Origin of the sequence: Lapillicoccus sp. (assembly GCF_025353065.1) — a bacterium.
Taxonomy (GTDB): Bacteria; Actinomycetota; Actinomycetes; order Actinomycetales; family Dermatophilaceae; genus Lapillicoccus.
The window spans coordinates 1-20,920 of the sequence record NZ_JANXRJ010000138.1 but is presented as its reverse complement, the minus strand read 5'-3'; the positions used below and the strand labels follow the sequence as shown (position 1 = coordinate 20,920).

The 20,920-nt window shown below is 70.6% G+C and carries 20 protein-coding genes and 2 pseudogenes; 10 read left to right on the top strand and 12 right to left on the bottom strand.

Going from position 1 to position 20,920, the window contains the following annotated elements; all coding sequences use genetic code 11:
- Window positions 1-160 precede the first annotated feature (160 nt).
- Window positions 161-430 (bottom strand): hypothetical protein, encoded by a 270-nt coding sequence (locus Q0R63_RS11065; protein ID WP_295697205.1) that lies wholly within the window; start codon window positions 428-430, stop codon window positions 161-163.
- Between the two features lie 188 nt (window positions 431-618).
- Here Q0R63_RS11065 and Q0R63_RS11060 point away from each other — a divergent pair.
- From Q0R63_RS11060 to Q0R63_RS11050, 3 genes and pseudogenes are all read left to right on the top strand, one after another.
- Window positions 619-796: pseudogene (locus tag Q0R63_RS11060) on the top strand (IS256 family transposase); the annotation flags it as partial.
- A 126-nt stretch (window positions 797-922) separates the two neighbouring features.
- Window positions 923-1,411, top strand: a complete 489-nt coding sequence (locus Q0R63_RS11055; protein ID WP_366521108.1) for an aldo/keto reductase — start codon at window positions 923-925, stop codon at window positions 1,409-1,411.
- Window positions 1,299-1,640 (top strand): aldo/keto reductase, encoded by a 342-nt coding sequence (locus Q0R63_RS11050; RefSeq protein ID WP_295697202.1) that lies wholly within the window; start codon window positions 1,299-1,301, stop codon window positions 1,638-1,640. The genes Q0R63_RS11055 and Q0R63_RS11050 overlap by 113 nt, the downstream gene beginning before the upstream one ends.
- Window positions 1,641-2,006: 366 nt before the next feature.
- Here the strand turns inward: Q0R63_RS11050 and Q0R63_RS11045 are convergent, their stop codons facing one another.
- The 3 genes from Q0R63_RS11045 to coxB are packed head-to-tail and all read right to left on the bottom strand — an operon-like array spanning window position 2,007 to window position 5,013.
- Window positions 2,007-2,408 (bottom strand): cytochrome c oxidase subunit 4, encoded by a 402-nt coding sequence (locus Q0R63_RS11045; protein WP_295697201.1) that lies wholly within the window; start codon window positions 2,406-2,408, stop codon window positions 2,007-2,009.
- Complete coding sequence (ctaD, locus tag Q0R63_RS11040) at window positions 2,405-4,171, bottom strand: cytochrome c oxidase subunit I (protein WP_295697199.1); 1,767 nt, start codon at window positions 4,169-4,171, stop codon at window positions 2,405-2,407. The genes Q0R63_RS11045 and ctaD overlap by 4 nt, the downstream gene beginning before the upstream one ends.
- A complete protein-coding gene (gene coxB / locus Q0R63_RS11035; protein WP_295697196.1) occupies window positions 4,171-5,013 on the bottom strand; it encodes a cytochrome c oxidase subunit II in 843 nt (280 codons plus the stop codon). The genes ctaD and coxB overlap by 1 nt, the downstream gene beginning before the upstream one ends.
- A gap of 150 nt (window positions 5,014-5,163) precedes the next feature.
- Between coxB and Q0R63_RS11030 the strand changes: the two genes are divergently transcribed.
- Both Q0R63_RS11030 and Q0R63_RS11025 read left to right on the top strand, forming a co-directional pair.
- Window positions 5,164-6,348 (top strand): aminotransferase class V-fold PLP-dependent enzyme, encoded by a 1,185-nt coding sequence (locus Q0R63_RS11030; protein ID WP_295697194.1) that lies wholly within the window; start codon window positions 5,164-5,166, stop codon window positions 6,346-6,348.
- Between the two features lie 99 nt (window positions 6,349-6,447).
- Window positions 6,448-6,645, top strand: a pseudogene (locus Q0R63_RS11025) (sulfurtransferase TusA family protein); the annotation flags it as partial.
- Between the two features lie 78 nt (window positions 6,646-6,723).
- Here the strand turns inward: Q0R63_RS11025 and aat are convergent.
- The 4 genes from aat to Q0R63_RS11005 form a co-directional block, all read right to left on the bottom strand.
- The gene (aat, locus tag Q0R63_RS11020; protein ID WP_295697192.1) at window positions 6,724-7,398 is read right to left on the bottom strand and encodes a leucyl/phenylalanyl-tRNA--protein transferase; all 675 of its coding nucleotides are present in this window, start codon (window positions 7,396-7,398) and stop codon (window positions 6,724-6,726) included.
- 108 nt (window positions 7,399-7,506) lie between these two features.
- Window positions 7,507-8,493 (bottom strand): carbohydrate kinase family protein, encoded by a 987-nt coding sequence (locus Q0R63_RS11015; protein WP_295697190.1) that lies wholly within the window; start codon window positions 8,491-8,493, stop codon window positions 7,507-7,509.
- Window positions 8,494-8,608: 115 nt separating this feature from the next.
- On the bottom strand, window positions 8,609-8,995 hold the full coding sequence (gene erpA / locus Q0R63_RS11010) for an iron-sulfur cluster insertion protein ErpA (RefSeq protein WP_295697189.1): 387 nt from the start codon (window positions 8,993-8,995) through the stop codon (window positions 8,609-8,611).
- A gap of 112 nt (window positions 8,996-9,107) precedes the next feature.
- Window positions 9,108-10,271: a glycerate kinase gene (locus Q0R63_RS11005; protein ID WP_295697188.1), complete on the bottom strand. Its 1,164-nt coding sequence runs from the start codon at window positions 10,269-10,271 to the stop codon at window positions 9,108-9,110.
- Between the two features lie 63 nt (window positions 10,272-10,334).
- Here Q0R63_RS11005 and nadA point away from each other — a divergent pair, with 63 nt between their 5' ends.
- The 4 genes from nadA (at window position 10,335) to Q0R63_RS10985 (ending at window position 14,929) form a co-directional block, all read left to right on the top strand.
- Complete coding sequence (nadA, locus tag Q0R63_RS11000) at window positions 10,335-11,552, top strand: quinolinate synthase NadA (RefSeq protein WP_295697186.1); 1,218 nt, start codon at window positions 10,335-10,337, stop codon at window positions 11,550-11,552.
- Window positions 11,553-11,875: 323 nt separating this feature from the next.
- Window positions 11,876-12,808, top strand: coding sequence for a MerR family transcriptional regulator (locus Q0R63_RS10995; protein WP_295697185.1), 933 nt, complete (start codon window positions 11,876-11,878; stop codon window positions 12,806-12,808).
- 154 nt (window positions 12,809-12,962) lie between these two features.
- Window positions 12,963-13,811 (top strand): bacteriorhodopsin-like, encoded by an 849-nt coding sequence (locus tag Q0R63_RS10990; protein WP_295697183.1) that lies wholly within the window; start codon window positions 12,963-12,965, stop codon window positions 13,809-13,811.
- 5 nt (window positions 13,812-13,816) lie between these two features.
- Window positions 13,817-14,929, top strand: coding sequence for a Brp/Blh family beta-carotene 15,15'-dioxygenase (locus Q0R63_RS10985; protein ID WP_295697181.1), 1,113 nt, complete (start codon window positions 13,817-13,819; stop codon window positions 14,927-14,929).
- On the opposite strand, the gene Q0R63_RS10980 is transcribed toward Q0R63_RS10985, so the two are convergent.
- A complete protein-coding gene (locus Q0R63_RS10980; protein WP_295697179.1) occupies window positions 14,904-16,157 on the bottom strand; it encodes a saccharopine dehydrogenase NADP-binding domain-containing protein in 1,254 nt (417 codons plus the stop codon). The genes Q0R63_RS10985 and Q0R63_RS10980 overlap by 26 nt on opposite strands.
- Before the next feature lie 9 nt (window positions 16,158-16,166).
- Window positions 16,167-17,558, bottom strand: coding sequence for a dipeptidase (locus tag Q0R63_RS10975; RefSeq protein WP_295697177.1), 1,392 nt, complete (start codon window positions 17,556-17,558; stop codon window positions 16,167-16,169).
- 74 nt (window positions 17,559-17,632) lie between these two features.
- Between Q0R63_RS10975 and Q0R63_RS10970 the strand changes: the two genes are divergently transcribed.
- Window positions 17,633-18,217: a DUF3043 domain-containing protein gene (locus tag Q0R63_RS10970; protein WP_295697176.1), complete on the top strand. Its 585-nt coding sequence runs from the start codon at window positions 17,633-17,635 to the stop codon at window positions 18,215-18,217.
- 95 nt (window positions 18,218-18,312) lie between these two features.
- Here the strand turns inward: Q0R63_RS10970 and Q0R63_RS10965 are convergent, their stop codons facing one another.
- On the bottom strand, window positions 18,313-19,656 hold the full coding sequence (locus tag Q0R63_RS10965) for a serine hydrolase domain-containing protein (RefSeq protein ID WP_295697174.1): 1,344 nt from the start codon (window positions 19,654-19,656) through the stop codon (window positions 18,313-18,315).
- 49 nt (window positions 19,657-19,705) lie between these two features.
- On the bottom strand, window positions 19,706-20,920 hold a 1,215-nt coding region (locus Q0R63_RS10960; RefSeq protein ID WP_295697173.1), incomplete at its 5' end, for an MFS transporter.

Genomic DNA, 20,920 nt, shown 5'->3' with positions numbered 1-20,920 from the left:
AGCTATTTGGATACGCCACTGCCAGCGCAGGCAATAGAAGCAACAAGGCAACCACCGCGGCAACCACGAACGGGCTCCGCCGCAGCGGCACTCGACCACCCATTCCAGTCACCTCAGACCCCGTCCGTGCCGGTGGTGACTGGACCCTAGCCCCCTGTCGTCATCGGGGCAATGATCCTGCGGTGGCCCACGAGGCGCGTCGGGACGGGGGCTTGCGGAGGACCATAGGGACCGGCACCGTGAATCCGGCCTCGAAGCCCTTGCCCACCCGGTCACGCATTGCGCGATGGACGCCCACGTTCTGGGCCGGGGCGTACTTGGCGATCACCCGGATCGTCGCGATGCCCCCCAATACCGGCTCGACCCCGGCCACCAACGGCGTCTCGACGAGGTCGTCGACCCATGGCTGCTCGTCGACTAAGAAGGCCAAAGAGGCGTTGATGATCTCGATGGCGGGGCACGTGGTCGCGCGAGCCGACGGGGATGTCGACGATCGCCATCGACCAGCCCTGGGAGCGGTTGCCGATGCGCAGGATCTCGCCGTCTAGCACGTATTAGACGACGCCGGTCCAGTCGCGGATGCGGGTCACCACGCAGCGAGACCTCCTCGACGGTGCCCCTGGGTCCCGCGCGGCGGGGATCGCGACGGCGTTCAAGCTCATCGAGTCCGCCCAAGCCCGCTGGCGCGGTCAACGCCCCGCACCTGATCGCCCTCGTGCGGGCCGGCGCCACGATCGAGAAGGGCGAACTCGTCGAACGACCCCAGGAGTCAGGCTCCGATCAGCACGTCGCATGAACAAGCTGATCCACAGGTATTGACAATTGCTCCTGGCGGTCCCGGCCGTGGCGATGGGGACGATGCACTTTCGGGACGACCGTCGACGCAGCGGCTGCGTTCGAGTGTCTGGACGTCGCCGCCGATGTGGGAGCAACGTGTCTGGGACACGGCCAACAACTACGCGTTCTGGGCCGGCGGGAGCTGCGACGAGTCCGAGACCGTCATCGGCACGCGCCCGTCCGTGACCAGGTGACCGGCAGCCTGCGGCGACTGCGAACCGACCACCTCGACCTGCTCTACGCCCACCTCGACGACCCGACCGTCGCTCTGGACGAGACCTTGGGTGTGTTCGGTGAGCTCGTCGACGAGGGACTCGTGCGGGAGATCGGCGCCAGCAACCTGACCGCCGAGCGCCTGCAGAACGCTTTGTCGGTGCCAGCACGCCATCCGTATCGGACCTTGCAGCAACGATTCACCTATCTGCCGAACCGCGCCCGGGGCGACCACCGCCCCGCAGGTCGTGCTGGACCCCTCGACCGAGGGCGTCGCTGCGTCCGCCGACGTCACCCTCGTCGGGTACTCGCCGCTCCTCTCTGGCGCCTACACGCGCACCGACCGACCGCTGCCGGTTGAATACGCCACCCCAGAATCAGGAGAACGACTGTCCGCGCTGCGATCGGTCGCCGATGGGGTCGGCCTGGACGCAGGTCAGGTCGTACTCGCCTGGATGAGCCAGCGCCCGACGCCGGTGTTGCCCATCGCCGGGGTCTCCCGACCCGACCACGTCCGCTCGGCGTGGCAGGCCGTCACGCAGGCCCTTCCCGACCACGCGATCGCCCGGCTCGACACCGGACGAGCATGAACACCGTCGGCGAGCGGGACCACCCTGCGGGGATCGGCGAGGTGGGGGCACGGGTCGGCCTCGAACCCGACACGATCCGCTACGACGAACGTCACGGCATACATACTCCCTCCCGCGGACCGAGACGCTAGAGGGCGCCGGGGCGCATCCGCACCTGGCAGAGATCCCTGGAGGTCATCGACCAGAAGATCACCGACTACCAAGCACGAGTTGACCATTGCGGGTGAGTGCTGCTGGTAGCGCCTCGCCCGACCAACAGACACAAGCCCGTCGCGGCGAATCTACCCCGAATGAGTTCGGAGCGCCGACCCGCTTGTGCCTGTTGGTGAGGCGCTTGGCTGTCGAGACGCTGACGTTGAGAAGCGCCTAGTTGGCGTACTCACCCTTGTAGTGCTCGAAAGTCCAGCCGACGATGGCCAGGACACCGAAGCCGGCGCCGATGATGAACAGCCACCAGCCGACCGCGAGGCCGGCGAAGATGACGGCTGCCGACGCACCGAGCCAGAGCGGCCACCAGGAGTAGGGGGTGAAGAAGCCGTAGTCACCCTCCTGCTCGGAGATGAGCGCGGCGGGGTTGTCCTCGGGCCGGTTGGTGTACTGCTTGCCCGTGACGTTGAGGTAGAAGGCAATGAGGGCGGCGAGGAGCGAGGAGAGGAAGAGCGCGATCGGACCGACGAGGTCGTAGCCCTTGTCGAAGTAGTACAGGATCGGGCCGAGCGGAAGGAAGAAGACCGCTAGGACCACGAAGAGTCGGGTCTCGACCTTCATCGGCTGGATCCCGTACCCGGATCGCCGTGCTTCGTCATGTCGCCGAGGTCCGCCGAACCCATCACGTTGATGAGGGTGCCGGGATCAGGCTGAGGACCGTCCGGAGGCGCGGCCTCGGGGTGGTGCAGGTCGAAGGCCGGACGCTCCGAGCGGATCCGGGGGATGCTGTCGAAGTTGTGCCGCGGCGGCGGGCACGACGTGGCCCACTCGAGCGAGCCACCGTAGCCCCAGGGGTCGTCGGTCTCGACGAGCGGGGCGTAGCGCCAGGTCTTCCAGACGTTGTAGAGGAAGGGCAGCGTCGAGGCACCGAGCAGGAAGGCCCCCACCGTGGAGATGACGTTGGCCGTCTGGAAACCCTCCGAGGGCAGGTAGTCGGCGTAACGCCGCGTCATACCCTCGATGCCGAGGAGGTGCTGGATGAGGAAGGTCGTGTGGAACCCGATGAAGAGCATCCAGAAGTGGATCTTGCCGAGCTTCTCATCCAGCATCCGGCCGGTGAACTTGGGCCACCAGAAGTAGAAGCCGGAGAACATCGCGAACACCACGGTCCCGAAGACGGTGTAGTGGAAGTGCGCCACGACGAAGTAGGTGTCGGAGAGGTGGAAGTCGAGAGCCGGGCTGGACAGGATGACCCCGGTCAGGCCGCCGAAGAGGAAGGTGACGATGAAGCCGATGGCCCAGATGATGGGGGTGTCGAAGGTGATCGACCCGCCCCACATGGTGCCGATCCAGTTGAAGAACTTCACTCCGGTCGGGACGGCGATCAACATCGTCATGATCGCGAAGAACGGGAGCAGCACCTGACCGGTCGCATACATGTGGTGGGCCCACACGGAGACCGAGAGGGCGGCGATGGCGATCGTCGCGAAGACGAGCGTCTTGTAGCCGAAGATCGGCTTGCGCGAGAAGACCGGCAGGACTTCGCTGATGATCCCGAAGAAGGGCAGGGCGATGATGTAGACCTCGGGATGGCCGAAGAACCAGAAGAGGTGTTGCCAGAGCAGGACCCCCCCGCTCTCCGCGTCGAACAGGTGCGCCCCGAACCGTCTGTCGGCACCGAGCCCGAACAGGGCGGCCGCCAGGATCGGGAAGGCGATGAGGACGAGGATCGAGGTGATGAGGATCGTCCACGTGAAGATCGGCATCCGGAACATCGTCATGCCGGGCGCGCGCATACAGATGATGGTCGTGATGAAGTTGACCGCGCCGAGGATGGTGCCGAACCCGCTCAGCGCCAGGCCGAAGACCCAGAGGTCACCACCGACGCCGGGGCTGTATGTGCTGTTGGACAGCGGCGCATACGCGAACCAGCCGAACGACGCCGCGCCCTGCGGGGTGAGGAACCCGGCTGCCGCGATGATCCCGCCGAAGAGGTAGAGCCAGAAGGCGAACATGTTCAGCCGCGGGAACGCCACGTCGGGTGCCCCGATCTGCAGCGGCATGAGTGCGTTGGCGAAGCCGGCGAACAGCGGCGTGGCGAACAGCAGCAGCATGATCGTGCCGTGCATCGTGAACAGCTGGTTGTACTGCTCGGGGCTGTCGACGATCTGCAGGCCCGGAGCGGCGAGCTCGGACCGGATGAGCAGCGCCATGATGCCGCCGATGAGGAACCAGGTGAACGCCGCGATGAAGTAGAGGTTGCCGATGATCTTGTGGTCGGTGGTGGTGATCCACTTGACGACGGTCTGGCCCGGCAGCAGGCGCGGGCGCGCCGCGACCCGCTCACTGGTCCGGTACTCGACGGTGGGGATCGTGGTCGCCATCAGTTGCTCCCGGGGGTCGGAACGCTGGAGAGGTCCGCGGGCAGCAGCGGCGAACGGTTGAGGGTGTTGGGCAACTGCCCCGTCTGACCGAGGGTGCGCAGAAACTGCATCTGGTTCTCGTACTCCGCAGGGGAGACGACCTTGACCGTGAAGAGCATCTGCGAGTGGTAGGCCCCGCAGAGCTCCGCGCACTTGCCCTGGTAGGTGCCCTGCTCCATCGGGACGACCTGGAACTTGTTGGTCCGGCCCGGGATCATGTCGAGCTTCTGCAAGAAGGCAGGCACCCAGAACGAGTGGATGACATCACGCGCGTTGAGGACGAACTGGACGCGCTTGCCCTCCGGCAGGTAGAGGACTGGCATCGCGTTGAGCGGGTTGCCGGTCTTCGGGTCGAGCTCGGTATGGACGCCCGACGAGTAGGTATTGGCCGTGACGTAGTTGAAGTCCCAGCTCCACTGCTTGGCCACGACGTTGACCGTGACGTCCGGGGTGGCTGAGTTGTCCAGCAGGGCCGACTCGTCACGGGCGGTGTAGTAGAAGAGCACGGCGACCATGAACACGGGCACGATGGTGTAGAGCATCTCGATCGGCACGTTGTAGCGCAGCTGCGGCGGCAGCCCGACGTCGTCCTTCTTGCGCCGGAACCTCACCATCACCCAGATGGTGAGGCCCCACACGATGAGGCCGACGGAGAGGGCCGCGATCCAGGTGCCGATCCAGAGGGAGGTGACGCGTCCGGTGTTGTTGGTGACCTGACCGCCGTTGGCGCCCTGGGGCAGCCAGCCACTCGAGGCAGTGCCGTTGCCGGCACATCCACTGAGGAACAGCGAGCAGGCGACCATGACGCCCAAAATGGTCCATCCACGCCGTCGGCGGACAGATGTGTCGTGCTTGCGCAACAGGGGCACCTTCCAAGTCATCCTGGTCTGACTCATTCACGATACCGCCCACGGGGCCGCTCCACACTGGAGGGTTGGGGCTAGCGTGCCACCGTGGCGCACATCTCCCTCCAACCCTCTCGCAGAGTCCTGCTCGACGCCTCGCCAGGCCCGCTGCACCCCGCGGCGCGGGACACCCTGCTGGCTGCGTTGGACGCCGGCTGGGCCGACCCGCGGCGGCTGCACCGTGAGGGCCGGCAGGCCCGGCGGCTCCTCGACCAGGCCCGCGAGGTGCTGGCCGCGGGGCTCGGCGTGCGCCCCCCGGAGGTGAGCTTCCTGCCCAGCGGCCCCACGGGCCTCACCCACGGCGTTTCGGGCCTGCTGTATGCCGCGCGGAGACGCGGCGCGCGGGTGGTCGCCGGCGCGGTGGAGCACTCCTCCCTCCTGGTGCCTGGGCGGCACCGTGCGGCCATGGCCGAGGACCCCACGCTCTTCGAGGAGGTGGGCGTCGACGGTTTCGGACGGATCGACCTCGCCGCGTGGGAGGTGGCCCTCGGACGACCCGGCACCGTCGTCGCGGCCCTCCAGTCCGTCAACGGCGAGATCGGCACCCGGCAGCCGCTCGCCTCCGCCCGGGAGGCTGCGGCCCGACGCGGCATACCGCTGCTCGTGGACGCGATGGCAGGACTCGGCCGGGACCCTGCCCCCGCCGACTTCGACGTGCTCGTGGGCGATGCCCGATCGTGGGGCGGGCCGGGTGGGGTCGGGCTGCTCGTCGTCCCCGAGCGCACCCGGTGGCGCCTACCGGGGGCCGTGAGCGAGCTGGAGCTGGGCCGCACCGACGTCGAGCCCTGGGTGCCGCTGGCGATGGCCGCGGCGGAGGCCTGGCAGCAGACGGCGGCGGTTCGCGAGGAGGACAGCGCCGAGGCGCGCGAGCTCGTCGACCGGATCCGGGCCGCGGCCGGGGCGATCCCCGACACCGAGGTCGTCGGCGACCCCGTGGAGCGGGTCGCCCACGTGACGACCTTCTCCTGCCTGTTCGTCGATGGCGAGGCGATCGTCGACGAGCTCGACCGGCGGGGCTTCGCGGTCGCGTCCGGTTCGGCGTGCACCGCCAGCACCCTCGCGCCCAGCCACGTGCTCGCGGCGATGGGCGTCCTGACCCACGGCAACGTCCGGGTCACCCTTCCGCTCGCCGCGACCGACCCCGATCGGGCCGCCGGCGTCGACGCGTTCTGCGCGGCCCTGCCGGATGCGGTGGCGGCCGTGCGTGCCCGGCTGGGGACGGACCGGCTGTGAGAGCGCATCCCGAGGACGCAGGCGTGGCCGGGGCGGACTTCTCCGCACGTGAGGAGTCGTCCCGGCGGCCGACCCCCGCCGACCTGTGATGATCGAGGCATGTCCGACGTCCCCGAGGTCGACGCCCCCGTCGTCCTCGACGCCCGCGGTCAGCGCTGCCCCCTGCCGGTCATCCGGCTCGCCCGACTCGCCCGCGAGCTCGGCCCCGGGTCCCTGATGCGGCTGCTCGCGACCGACCCGGCCGCCCGGAGCGACGTCCCGGCCTTCTGCCGGATGCGCGGTCACGAGCTGGTGGAGGTCACCGACGTCACGGAGGTCACCGACGTCACGGAGGCGGGTGGTGACCACACGGCATACCTGGTGCGCGTCAGCCCGTCAGCGCCACCGACCCGGCAGCGGCGCGGTGAGGGCCTCCGCCAGCAGCGCGAGGTAGGTCTCGCGCGGCACCTCGCTGACCCCGAGGGTGGCCAGGTGCGTGGTGCGCCACTGGACGTCGACGAAGCGTCGGCTGTCGTGGTCGGCGACGAGCACCTCGTGCAGCCCGACGAGCGCGGCCTTGGAGGCGTCGGTCACCCGGTGGAACATCGACTCACCGGCGAAGAGTCCGCCGATGGCGATGCCGTAGAGCCCCCCGACGAGCTCGTCGTCGCGCAGGACCTCGATCGAGTGGGCCCACCCGAGGTCGTACAGCCGGGTATAGGCCGAGGCGATCTCGTCCGTGATCCACCGTCCGTCACGGCTCGGGTCGGCGCACCCGGCCACGACGTCCTCGAAGGCCGTGTCGACCCGGATCTCGAAGTGCCGCAACGACTTCCGTAGCGAGCGACTCACCTTGAGCTCGTCGAGCCGTAGGATCCCGCGCGGGTCCGGCGACCACCAGCCCATCGGCCGCCGACCCTGGCGGCCGATACCCATGGGGAACACCCCCGTGGCGTATGCCGTGAGCAGGGTCCCCGGGGCGAGGTCGGCTCCGACCCCGATGAGGTCCTCCCCCGCCTTTGCCCGGGAGGGGTCGAAGACGAACCCTGAGGGCTGCGGGACGATGGGCACGAGCGAGTGGCTCAGCGGTTCAGGGGACGCGGCGGTTCAGGGATGCAGCGGTTCATGGACTCAGTAGTTCATGGACTCGAGGGTGAGGAGACTCGGCGGTGTGGAGACTCAGAGCCGGCGGCAGGCCACGGCAGGGGCGATCTCCTGCGCGGCGGCCGCACCGTAGGAGGCCGTGAGCCGCGCGAGGAAGTGCTCCTGGCCGAGGTGATACTCCTGCGTGCCGACCGTCTCGATGACGTAGGTCGCGAGCATCGAGCCGAGCTGGGCGCAGCGCTCGAGACCGAGGTCCCCGGCGAGCCCGACGAGGAAACCGGCCCGGAACGCGTCCCCGACCCCGGTGGGGTCGGCCTTGAGCACCTCGCGGGCGATCGGGACGGAGATGGTCTCCTCGCCCTTGCGGTGGATCGTCACGCCGTCGGCGCCGCGGGTGACGACCCGGGTGCCCACCCGTTCGAGGATCTCGTCCGCGGTCCAGCCGGTCTTCTGCTCGGTGAGGTGCGCCTCGTACTCGTTGGTGAAGAGGTAGGTGGCGCCGTCGATGAGGCCCCGGATGAAGGGGCCGTCGGCGAAGGCCAGCTGCTGCGACGGGTCGGCGATGAAGGGGATCCCCCGGGTGCGGCACTCCTGCGTGTGCCGCATCATCCCCTCGGGGTCGTTGGCCCCCACGAGCACGAGATCGAGCCCGCCGACCCGGTCGGCGATCGGCTTGAGCTCGATCTGCCGGGCCTCGGACATCGCACCGGCGTAGAAGGTCGCGATCTGGGCCATGTCGTCGTCGGTGGTGCAGACGAACCGCGCCGTGTGGCGGCTCTCCGACACATGGACGGAGTCGCAGTCGACGCCGTGCCGTTCCAGCCACGAGCGGTAGTCCGCGAAGTCCTCCCCCACCGACCCCACCAGGACGGGGCTGCCACCGAGGTTCGCGATGCCGAAGGCGATGTTGGCCGCGACGCCTCCCCGGCGGATCTCGAGGTCGTCCGCGAGGAACGACACGGAGATCTTGTGGAGCTGCTCGACGACGAGTGAATCGGCGAACTTGCCCTTGAAGGTCATGAGGTGGTCGGTCGCGATGGACCCGGTGACGGCGATCTGCACGGGGACGAACCTACACGGGCGCGAACCTGCACGATGCCGACGCGCACCGTTCGGACGCGCCGACGGGCCCGGGAGTCGCCTCCCGAGCCCGTCGGCCTGCTTCCCTGACGTTACGTCAGCTGAAGCTGTCACCACAGGCGCATGAGCTGCCCGCGTTGGGGTTGTCGATGGTGAAGCCCTGCTTCTCGATGGTGTCGGAGAAGTCGATCGAGGCGCCCTCGAGATAGGGGGCGCTCATCCGGTCGACGACGACCTCGACACCGTCGTAGTCGCGCACGAGGTCACCGTCGAGAGTGCGCTCGTCGAAGTAGAGCTGGTAGATCAGGCCGGAGCAGCCACCGGGCTGCACGCCCACGCGCAGCCGGAGGTCGTCGCGACCCTCCTGCTCGAGCAGGCTCTTGACCTTGGCCGCCGCGACGTCAGTCACGAGCACGCCGTGGGCGGGGGTCTCGGTCTCCGGGGTGACCTGGACAGCCGTCTGGGTCTGGTCCTGAACGCTCATCCGTATGGTCCTTTGACTTGCAGGGGGTGTGAGGCAGTTGCCGAAGCGTCAACCCCGGCGGCCCGGGATGTGTTCCCCGGCCTCCCCCCAGACTACGGCGTTTCGACCGGTGTCATCCCGCAGGGGACCAGGTGCCCGCCACCCGGGCGGCGCGGGCGGAGAGTGCCCCGGCGGGGTCGGCGAGCACGGCGGCGAGATCGACCGGCCGGTCGGCCACGGCATACGTGCCGGAGAGTCCTGCCGCCATCGCCTCGCGGCGGCCGACGGAGATCTCCCCGGCGAGGACGATCGAGGGCACGCCGACGTCGAGGGCGGCCTCCGCGACCGCGGCGACGACCCGGTCGCGCAGACTCCGCCAGTCGAAGCTGCCCTCCCCCGTCACCACGAGATCGGCCCCGGCCAGCCGCGCCCGCAGCCCGACCGCCTCCGCGACGACCTGGACCGCACTGGTGCGGCGACCACCGAGCTGGAACAGCGCCCACCCGATGCCACCGGCCGCCCCGGCGCCGGCCTCCTTGTCGAGGCGACGGGCCACGCCGGTGAGCAGGTCGGTGCGCTCGGGCCGGATCCGCCGGACGAGCCCGACGAGGTGGCCGAACGCGCGCTCGAGCTCCTGCGCCTGCTCCGGGGTCGCGCCGCGCTCCTGCGCCTCGACCGCGCTGGCTCCCTGCAGCCCGAGGAGGGGGAGGTCGTCAGCGGTCGCGAGCAGCAGCTCGATGCCGCGGAAGCGGTCGACCGTGGCGGCCAGACCTGCGAGGTCGTCGCTGGTGAGATCGCCCAGCGCCAGTCCTCCACGGGCCAGCCGGTGCCCCGGCCCGGCTCCGAGGGCGGCGAGCAGGCCGGCCCCCGCATCGTGCGTCACCACCTCCCCGACGCCCACGACGATGCGCCGGGCGCCTGCCCCGAGCGCCAGCGCGAGAAGGTCTCCGAGCCCGGCCGACGTCGTGGTCGTCGGGTCGCGCCGGTCGGTCCGCACGAGGTGGGGCCCGCAGGCCTGCGCCGCCTCGAGGTATGCCGTGGGCACGCCCGAGCGGTCGGCCAGCAGCACCGTGGCGGGCACGGGGGTGCCGAGGGGGTCGCGGACCGTCGCCGCGAGCATCTCGCCCCCGACCGCCGGCGCGAGGACGTCGAGGAAGCCGGAGCCGCCGTCGGACAGCGGCACGAGGTCGAGGTCGTCGTGGGGGGCGCGGGCCCGCCAGCCCGTGGCGATCGCCTCTGCCGCCTCGGCCGCAGTGAGGCTGCCGGCGAACCGGTCGGGGGCGATGACGACGCGCACAGAGCCATCGTCGCAGGTCCGACTGGGGCCGGGAGGACGTTTGCCGCGGCATACGATCGATTCGTGAGCACCTCCACCGCCCTGCCGGAGTCGCACCCCCGTCCCTCCCTCCTGCCGCTGCTGGTCCTCGGGCAGGGGCGTGACCTCGCCTCGGAGCGAGGCGTCGAGTGTCCCGGCGACCTGCCGCCGGCGTCCGACCCCGACCTCGTCGCACGGGCCCGGGCCGCGAAGGCGGCGCTCGGCGACCGGGTCTTCGTCCTCGGTCACCACTACCAGCGCGACGAGGTCATCGAGTTCGCCGACGTGACGGGTGACTCCTTCAAGCTGGCCCAGCAGGCCGCCGCCCGACCCGACGCGCCGTGGATCGTGTTCTGCGGCGTGCACTTCATGGCCGAGTCGGCGGACGTCCTCACCTCCCCCGACCAGACGGTGATCCTCCCGGACCTCGCGGCCGGGTGCTCGATGGCCGACATGGCGGCGATCTCCCAGGTCGAGGACGCCTGGGACGACCTCGTCGACGCCGGCATCGCCGACCGGGTGATCCCCGTGACCTACATGAACTCCTCGGCCGCGATCAAGGGCTTCACCGGGCGGCACGGCGGCACGATCTGCACGTCGTCCAACGCGAAGACCGCCCTGCAGTGGGCCTTCGACGAGACCGGGGGCGTCGAGGCGGGGGGCAAGGTGCTCTTCCTCCCCGACCAGCACCTCGGCCGCAACACCGCGGTCCGCGACCTCGGGCTGTCGCCCGACGACTGCGTCGTCTTCGACCCCCACAAGCCGCACGGCGGCCTCACCCCGGAGCAGCTGCGCGACGCCCGGATGATCCTGTGGCGCGGGCACTGCTCGGTCCACGGCCGGTTCACGACCGAGGCGGTCGAGGCCGCGCGGCGGGAGATCCCCGGCGTGCGGGTCATCGTCCACCCGGAGTGCCAGTACGAGGTGTGCGAGCTCGCCGACGAGATCGGCTCGACGGAAGCGATCATCAAGACCATCGCCGCGGCGCCCGACGGCACCTCGTGGGTGGTCGGGACCGAGCTCAACCTCGTGGGCCGGCTGCGCTCGATGTTCCCCGCCCAGAAGATCGCCTTCCTGGAGAAGAACGTCTGCTACTGCTCGACGATGAACCGCATCGACCTGCCGCACCTCGTGTGGGTCCTCGAGTCGCTCGTGGACGGGCGCGTCGTCAACCCGATCGTCGTCGATCCTGACGTCGCGCGCTGGGCCCGCGTCGCGCTCGAGCAGATGTTGGCGCTGCCGGGCGGGACGTCGAAGGACTGACCGGCGTTCGTCGTCGAAGCCGGGGCGCGTGCAGAGCTGGTCACCTGCCCCGGTTCTGATCGCGTCTGCGCGCTGACCGGCGCGCATTCCGCGTCAGCTGCCCGGTTCTGAACGAGGCCGCGCGCTGACCGGCGCGCATTCCGCGTCAGCTGCCCGGTCCTGAGCGTGGGCTGACGACCGCCCCGTTGCTGCCGCTTCCGCCGCCGAACGGCGCATCCGCCCCTGAACGGAGCAGGCAATACCCTGAACGTCTCCCGTTCAAACCTGTGCAAGTTAAATCGCGCCCGGTAGTCTGAGGCCTCGACGACCGAAATGAGGGGCTGATGGGCGAGGTAGCGGCCGACACCGTTCTGTCGGTGGGTGCGGCGGCCGCCCGGCTCGGCGTGGCTCCCGAGACGTTGCGCAGCTGGGGTCGCCGCTACGGGCTGATGCCGTCGATGCGCACCGACGGTGGCCACCGGCGCTACACCTCGGACGACCTGGCGCTGCTGTTCCGCATGCAACAGCTCGTCGGTGGGGGCGTCACCCCGGCCCGGGCGGCGCGAGCCGTGCAGACGCCGGGCTCCGGGTCGGACTCCGGGTCGGACCTCGTCCCCGAGGCCGGCCCCCGGCGCAGGCCCGGCGGCCCGGGAGGACGAGTGCTCGCGGTGCCCGGGGCCTCGGCGGAGGTGCGCGGACTCGCCCGTGCCGCAAGCCGGCTCGACGCCGAAGCGCTCCACGGCATCCTCGGTGACCTGCTCGCCGAGCGGGGCGCGATCGCCACCTGGGACCAGGTGCTGCGCCCGCTGCTGATCGCCGCCGGGCTGCGCTGGGCCCAGACCGGTGAGGGGATCGACATCGAGCACCTGCTCAGCGAGTCGACGATCAACGCGCTGCGACTGCACTGCGGGGTCCAGCGGCGGCCCCTGCCCGGCCGGCCGGTGCTGCTGTCGGGCTCGCCGGAGGACCTGCACGTGCTGCCGTTGCACGTGATCGCCGCGGCTCTGGCCGAGCGCCGGACGCCCGTGCGCACACTGGGAGCGCGCGTTCCGCTGCCGGTCCTGGAGTCGGCGATCCGCCGCACCGGGGCCTCGGCGGTGTTCCTCTGGCGGCAGCTCCTCAACGAGACCGACCGGCTCGACCTGGCACCCACCCGGCCACCGCTCCTGGTGGTGGTCGGTGGGCCGGGGTGGGAGGGGGTCGATCTCGCACCCGGGACCCGGGTGGCACACACGCTGGCGGAGGCGGTCGACCTGCTGAGCTCCGCCCCCCGCTGAGCGTCGTGACGCCCCTTAGATCCTCGGCCCGGTGATCCCCAAACTTGTGCAATCTTGCGTTCTCGGAGATTTTGGTCTAAACCATGGCGTCGGCCGCAGAGCAGCGGCCGCGCGACCCGGGATCCGGGTCTGACCAGAGGAAAGAAGGATCGTCATGGCACCGGCAAGCGCCGTCAACATCGGCTCGCTCTCGGCCAGCAATTTCGCCACCGTCTACAACCTGTTTTCGCTCGTGATCGCCAGCATGGTCTTCACGGCGCTGTTCCTGCTGCTGTCGCAGGGACGGGTGGCGCCGCGCTACCGCAACGCTCTCGTCGTCTCGGCGACCGTATGCGGCATCGCCGCCTACCACTACTTCCGGATCTTCGACAACTTCAAGGAGAGCTACCCGCCGGGCACGTCGGTGAGCGCAGCCCACGTGCTGTCCAGCGTCGAGTTCAACGAGGCCTACCGCTACGTCGACTGGCTGCTCACCGTCCCGCTGCTGCTCGTCGAGACCGTCGCGGTGATGGCCCTGAAGCGGGCCGAGTCGCGCGGGCTCCTGATGAAGCTGGTGCCGGCGTCCGCGCTCATGATCGCCCTGGGCTACCCCGGCGAGATCGCCACCACCAACAGCACCCGCATCATCTACGGCGTCCTGTCGCTGATCCCGTTCTTCTACCTGATCTACGTCCTGTTCGTCGAGCTGTCCAAGTCGCTGGTCCGCCAGCCGGTCGAGGTGCAGCCCGCCATCAAGCGGCTGCGGGTATCGCTGGTCGTCCTGTGGAGCGTCTACCCCATCGCCTATGCGTTCCCGCTGTTCGGCGGCGACTTCTTCGGCGGCGAGGGCGGCTTCGTGCTGCGTCAGGGCGGATACTCCATCGCCGACATCCTGGCCAAGGCGGCCTACGGCCTGGGCATCTACGCCATCGCCCGGACCAAGAGCCGACTGGAGGACCCGGCCTTCGACGAGGAGATCGAACCGAGCGCCTCGAAGACGGTCGACCTCGCCAACGCAGCCTGAGTCTGATGACTCTGCCCGCAGGTCTCCCCATCTCCGCAGTCGCCGGAGGCCTGAGCACTTCAGGTCGGGGAGACACTGCGGGTCCCGCCGCTGCGGCGGACCGGGAGTCGGTGCGCGGGTTCTCGATCGTGGGGGTCAGCGCCCTGATCGGGGTCCTTGCCGCACAGGTGCTGATACCTGACCTGTTGCAGCGATACACGGTCGGTCTCGCCGTGGTCGGGATCCTGATCGGGGTCCCGCACGGCGCGGTCGACCACATGGTGCCGTTCTGGACGAGCGGCACCCGGCCGGGGCCGCGCAGCATGGCGCTGGTCCTCGGCCAGTACCTCGGCGTCGCCGCCCTCGCGGCGGCAGCCCTGGTGCTGGCCCCCGATCTGGCCGTCACGGCGTTCCTGATCGCGTCAGCTGTGCACTTCGGCCTGGCCGAGAACGAGTTCAGGGGCCTGGCCGAGAACGAGTTCAGGGGCTTGGCCGAGAACGAGGTCAGGGGCTTGGCCGGCAGACTTCCTGCAACCCGGCGCCTGGACCTCCTGCGCGCGGTCGCGCACGGCGGCGCCGTCATCGTGCTGCCGCTCAGCCTGTGGCACGTGCAGGTCACGCAGGTCCTGGGCCGCCTCGGACCCCTGTATGCCGGGGACCAGCTGACGCGGCTGGAGAACGTGCTGGCCGTCGGCGTGCTCGTCCTCAACGCCGGACTCGCGCTCGCGGCGCTGAGGCGGCGCCGCTGGGAGGAGGCCGCCCAGATCGTACTGATCGTGACGGTCTTCATCGTCGTCCCCCCACTCGCCGCCTTCGCCGTCTATTTCGGCGGCTGGCACGCGATCCGGCATACCGGCCGGTTGCTCGCGCTACCCGGCCCCGGCGGCACGATGCTGTCGCGGTCCGCAGCCTGGCGCCGTTACGTCCTGCACTCCGCGCTGCCGACACTGACAGTCGTGGCCGCGATGAGCGTCATCTGGGCCGACCACTCCCGGCCGGTGATCGCGGGTGCCCTTGCGGTGCTCGTCGCCATCACCGCGCCCCACCTGTTCACGGTCGCGGCCCTGGACCGGTGGACGGCGAACGAGCGGCGACGGGGCGAGGCGCCCTCGGCTACTCCCGCTCGACCGTCATCGTGAAGTCCTGGGCGCGGAGCCGGTCCACGAGCGCCGCGCCCATGGCCACGGCCGGGGTCAGCACTCCCCCGCCCGAGGTGAGCGGGTCGAGGGCGAGGCAGAGCGCCGACTCGCCGAGCATGACGGCGGTCGCGGCATATCCGGGGTCGCCCTTCGCCGCGACGACCGCGACGTAGCGGGCGCCCGAGCCGGTCGTGGTCCGCAGCTCCATGCGGAACCGCCCGTTGGTCCGGGCCTCCTCGTCCGGGCCCTCGCCGGGGGCCGGGAGAAAACGGTCGGCGATCGGCCGGGTGAGCGGGTTGGACATCGCCGCCATGCCGAGGCCGAGTCCGGCCGTCAGCCCGAGCGCCGTCGCGCGGGCCCTGAGGTCGGTGCCGAAGCCCATCGCCTCGCGGTAGCGGAAGGCCGAGCCGTAGGCGTGGCCGAGCAGGGCGTTGCTGCGGCGGACGATCCGGGTGTTGAAGGCGGCCATCACGAAGGGCGCCGTCCACTGCCCGGTGGCGCCGTCGCGGTAGGGCTGCACGATGTCCCGCTCGCCCTTGCCGCCCCCCGTGCCGCCCGGCTCGGCCGCGCGGTCGGGGCTCAGCCCGTAGGGATCGAAGACGACCTTGCGCCGGGACGGGTCCGTGGCGACGGCCTCGAGCTGGGAGCGCATCGAGTCGATCGTGCCGCCGCTGAAGCCGCCGCGCATCCGGGTCACGAGCAGGGTCGTGTCCCCGAGGCCTCCCGCGCCGTCGGCCTGCGCCCGCTCGTGGAGCATCAGCACCCCGAGGTCGGACGGGACGGAGTCGAACCCGCAGGAGGTCACGATCCGGGCCCCGGTGCGCACGGCGGTCTCGTGGCAGGCGTCGGCGAGGTCGCGCACGAAGAGGACCTCGCCCGTGAGGTCGGCGTAGTGCGTGCCCGCCTCGGCGCAGGCTGTGCCGAGCGGCAGCCCATAGCGCGCATACGGGCCGACGGTCGTCACGATGACGCGAGTCGACCGCGCCAGGGCCGAAAGCCCTGTGGTATCAGCGGCATCGGCGACGATGAGCGGCCAGGCCGCAGCCGCTGCCGGCAGCTCTGCCTGCACCTGAGCCAGCCGCTTTCGCGACCGGCCCGCGAGTGCGATGCGGGTGCCCTCGGGCGCGTGCCTCGCGAGGTAGTCCGCGAGCAGTCGCCCGACGAACCCCGTCGCGCCGTACACGACGATGTCGTGCTCGCGGGGTGCTGCCTCGCTCGTGTCAGCCATGGGAGCAACCTATCTTCCGCCCCCCACCCGAGGTTTCTCGCGCGGCATTGCCCCCAGGCGCGCGAGCAGCAGCGCCTCGGCCTGGCAGACCCGCTCGAACTCGCCGAGGTGGAGCGACTCGTTGGCGCCGTGGGCGCGGGCGTCGGGGTCCTCCACCCCGGTCACGAGGATGGCCGCCTCGGGGAACACGCGCGCGAAGTGCGCCACGAACGGGATCGAGCCACCGACGCCGATGTCCACCGGTGCGACGCCCCAGGCGTCCGTGAAGGCCGCGCGGGCCTGGTCGTAGACGGGCCCGTCGGCGTCGGCCGAGAACCCTGGTCCCTCGTCGTCGAGGTGGATGTCGAGCTGCGCACCCCACGGCACGTGGGCCTCGAGGTGTTGGGAGAGGAGCGCGTACGCCTCACGGGGGTCCTCGTCGGGCGCGATCCGCATCGAGACCTTGGCCGACGCCCGGGGGACGAGGGTGTTGCTCGCCTGCTCCACGGTCGGGGCGTTGACACCGATCGTGGTGATGGACGGCTTGGCCCACAGCCGGGAGAGCAGCGACCCGCTCCCGATGACCTCTACGCCGTCGAGCAGGCCCGACTCGAGCCGTAGCCGCGCCTCGGAGTAGTCGAGGTCGGAGGCGACGCCCTCCTTGAGCCCGCCCACGGCGACATTGCCCCGCTCGTCGTGGAGGGTGGCGAGCAGCCGGATCAGGGAGGTGATGGCGTCGGGGACCGCGCCCCCGAACATGCCCGAGTGGACGCCGTGGTCGAGGGTCGTCACCGTGACGATCACCCGGATCATGCCCCGCAGGGTCGTCGTGAGCGCGGGCTCGCCGATGTCCCAGTTGCCGGAGTCGGCGAGCACGATCGCGTCGGCCCGCAGCCGCTCACCGTGCCGGTCGAGGATGGTGAGCAGTGAGTCGCTGCCGATCTCCTCCTCTCCCTCGACGAAGATCGTCACGCCGACCGGCAGCTGCCCCTGATGGGCACGGAGCGCGGCGAGATGGGCCATGACGCCGGCCTTGTCGTCGGCGGCACCGCGGCCGAAGAGCCGGCCTTCCCGCTCGGTGGGCTCGAACGGCGGTGAGTCCCAGTCGGCCTCGTGGCCGGGCGGCTGCACGTCGTGGTGGGCGTAGAGGGTGATCGTCGGAGCGCCCTCGGGTCCGTCGAGGTGTCCGATGACCGCGGGTCGGCCGCCCTCGCGGATGATCTCGACGTCGAGTCCCTCAGCCAGGAGCAGCGCGGCGACGGCGTCGGCGCTGTCCTCGACGTGCTGCTGGTCGAAGGAGTCGAGCGAGACGCTCGGCACCCGCACGAGGGCCTCGAGGTCGGCTCGCACCTGCGGCATCAGGGCGGTGACCCGGTCCTTGAGCGCGGTGATCTGGTCGGGGGTGAGGACGTCGTCGGGCACGGCGGTGACTCTATTCGACGCGGCCCTGCCCCGGGGATTGAGGGGAAGGTGCGCGGACGGCATACCCTGAGGCGGTGTTCGGGATCAAGAAGAAGAGCCTCAAGGACGAGCGGGCCTCCACGGCTGCGCAGGGCGCGCGCCCGGGGGCCAAGAACCGGCCCACGCCCAAGCGGCGTGACCAGGAGGCGGCCAACAAGCGGCCCCTCGTCGTCACCGACCGCAAGGTGGCCAAGAACACGGACCGGGTCAAGCGGCGCGAGGCGATGGCCAAGCAGCGCGTGGCCATGCAGACCGGCGACGAGTCGGGTCTGCCGTTGCGCGACAAGGGGCCGGAGCGGCGTTACATCCGCGACTACGTCGACGCCCGCTGGAGCGTCGGCGAGGTGATGCTCCCCTTCATGCTCATCGTGCTGCTGCTCTCGCTCGTGCCCGCCGTGGCCGCGAAGTTCGGGGTGTTCATCCTCGTCTACGGGCTGCTCATCGTCGCGGTCGTGGACGCGCTGATCATGTGGCGCAAGATCAAGAAGGCCCTGATCGAGAAGTTCGGGCTCGGCACGGTGCCCCGGGGTGCCGCGACGTATGCCGTGATGCGCACCTTCCAGCTGCGCCCCACCCGGATGCCCAAGCCCCAGGTCAAGCGCGGCGCCTTCCCCTCCTGAGCCGGCCTCCCCGGATCGGGGTGAGAACGCGTCATCGATGACGCGTGATCACCCCAATCCCTGAAGGGGTGGGCGCTGCGGTACGGGCCGGGGGGTCAGCCCTTGAGCTGCGCGAAGGCCAGCGGGGTGCGGGTCAGCGCGTAGGTCGCGAAGTAGAGCTTCTCCACGGCGCCCCGCTTGCCGGTGACGACCTCGAGGATCTCGCCGCGCTCGCGGCCCTCGACCGCACGGAACGTCCGGGCGGTCTCGCGGGCGAGACGGGTCTCGCCGAGCCGGCCGTTGCCGGGCACCGACATCCACAGCTCTCCGGCCCGGACCTCGAGGCGCAGCTCCTCCCCCTCGCTCCACCACGGACCGAGGATCGCCTGCAGGTCGTCGTGGGCAGCCTCGGGCACCCAGGGCGCGGCGGTCGTCGGCAGCTCGTCGAGCACCGCCTCCACGAGGTCGGCAGCGAGGACCGAGGTCTCGGCCTTGGACCCGCAGTTGGCCGAGACCACGGCGCCCACCTTGTCGGACCGGCGGACCTGCAGCCCGGTGAGGAACCCCGGCATCGCGCCGCCGTGCCCGACGAGGACCCGGTCCTTGCGGCGGATCATGCCGAAGCCGAGACCGTATCCCGAGGCCCAGCCCTCGGGGTCGACCATGATGATCGGCCGGCACATCTCCTCCACCGACTCCGCGGCCAGCACCTCGGGGTCGGGGTCGGCGATGAAGGCGGCATACCGGGCCAGATCGGCGACGGTCGACCAGAGGCCGCCGAGCGGTGCCATCGCCTTGAGGTCGAAGGGCTTCTCCTCCGTGGCTCGTCCGGAGAACGGGTCGACCTGGTAGCCGATGGCGTGGTCACGGCCGGGCTTGAGGGCGGTGTGCGACATCCCGAGGGGGCGCAGGATCCGCCTGGACAGCGACCTCTCCCAGCTGCCACCGTCGAGCCTCTCGACGACCTGGCCGAGGAGGGCGTAGGCGAGGTTGGAGTAGTGGAAGGCGAAGTGGGGTGGCAGCACCCGCTCCGCCTTCTCCAGCCCGCCGATGAGCTGGTCGCGGTCCGGCGACTCCAGGCTCTCCCAGAGGTGTCCGACGGGTTCGCGCTGCAGCCCCGAGGAGTGCGCAAGCAGCTGGCGGATGGTCACAGCCGCGTGCCGGGAGTCGGGGAACCAGCTGCCCAGCGGCGCCTCGAGCACCAGCTTGCCCTCGTCGCGCAGCTGCATGACGAGCACCGCGGTGAAGGTCTTGGTGACCGACCCGATGAGGAACTGCGTGTCGTCGCTCGCGGGCTTGGGCGGGCTCAGCCGGGCCGACCCGACGTGGTGCGACCAGACCAGCGAGCCGTCGCGCACGACGCCGACCGACACCCCCGGGGAGTGCCAGTCGCGTTGTGCCTGGGCGGTTTTCAGCTCCAGCGTGCGGACGAGCCGGTCGGGCAGCGGGGGGGTCGACATGGCGGCGACGATACCCACGCACGCTGGGCTCCCCGCACAGGCCCACCCGTCAGTGGGTAGCGGCGTCTCGGGGGCCCGGCACGGGTCGGCCGGGGACGAAGGAGGCGAGGACCACGAGCAGCACGCAGATGATCGCGCCGAAGCCGAAGCCCCACCGGATGCCGCCGCTCAACGCCGAGACGGCGTCACTCCCGGCGGCGGACAGCGACGCGGCCCGGGTCGACAGGATGGTGATGACGACGGCTGTGCCGGTTGCCGCGGCGACCTGCTGCAGTGTGCCGAGGACCGCACTGCCGTGCGCGTAGAGGTGCGGCGGCAGGTCGGAGAGACCGACCGTGAACAGTGGGGTGAAGAGGAACGCGAGGCCGAGGCTCAGCGCGACGTGAAGGGTGACGACCCACCAGGGCGGTGTCGTCGCGGTGATCTGCGACAGACCCCCCATCACGGCGAGGAGCACGACGGCCCCGGGCACCACGAGCGGGCGCGCACCGTAACGGTCGAAGAGCGAGCCGACCGTCGGACCGAGCAGACCCATGGCCAGCCCACCCGGCATCATCATCAGCCCGGTGGTGAGGACGCTGTAGCCGTGGACGTTCTGGAGGTAGAGCGGGAGCGTGATCATCGCGCCCATCATCGCCATGAAGGCGACGCACATGACGCTCAGCGAGACGACGAAGGTGCGGTGCCGCAGGGTGCGCAGGTCGAGCAGTGGTATGCCGCCGTGCTGCAGCTGGATCTGCCGCAGCGCGAAGAGGGCGATGAGGACGGCACCGCTGCCGATGGCCACCCCCGGCGGGACGATGCCGGCGTCGCCGCCGCTCGCCCCGATCTGGCTGAGGCCGTAGACGAACGCGCCGAAACCGAGCGCAGAGAGGACGATCGAGCCGACGTCGATACCGCCGGGCCGGGGCACGCCGACGTTGACGAGCTGCTTGAGGCCGATGGCGAGCATCCCCAGGGCGATCGGCAGCGTCACCGCGAAGATCAACCGCCAAGAGCCGAGCTGGAGGATCAGCCCCGACACGGCCGGGCCGAGCGCAGGGGCGACGGCCATCGCCAGCGTGACGTTGCCCATCACCTTGCCCCGGTGCTCCACCGCGACGGTCGTCATGAGCAACGGCATCATCACGGCGGTGCCGCTGGCCTGGATGACACGCGCCACCAGGAGGACCGGGAAGCTCCAGGCCGCCGTCGCGAGCGTCGTGCCCGCGAGGAAGAGCCCCATCGCCGCGGCGAAGGCCGCCCGCGTCGTGACCCGCTGGAG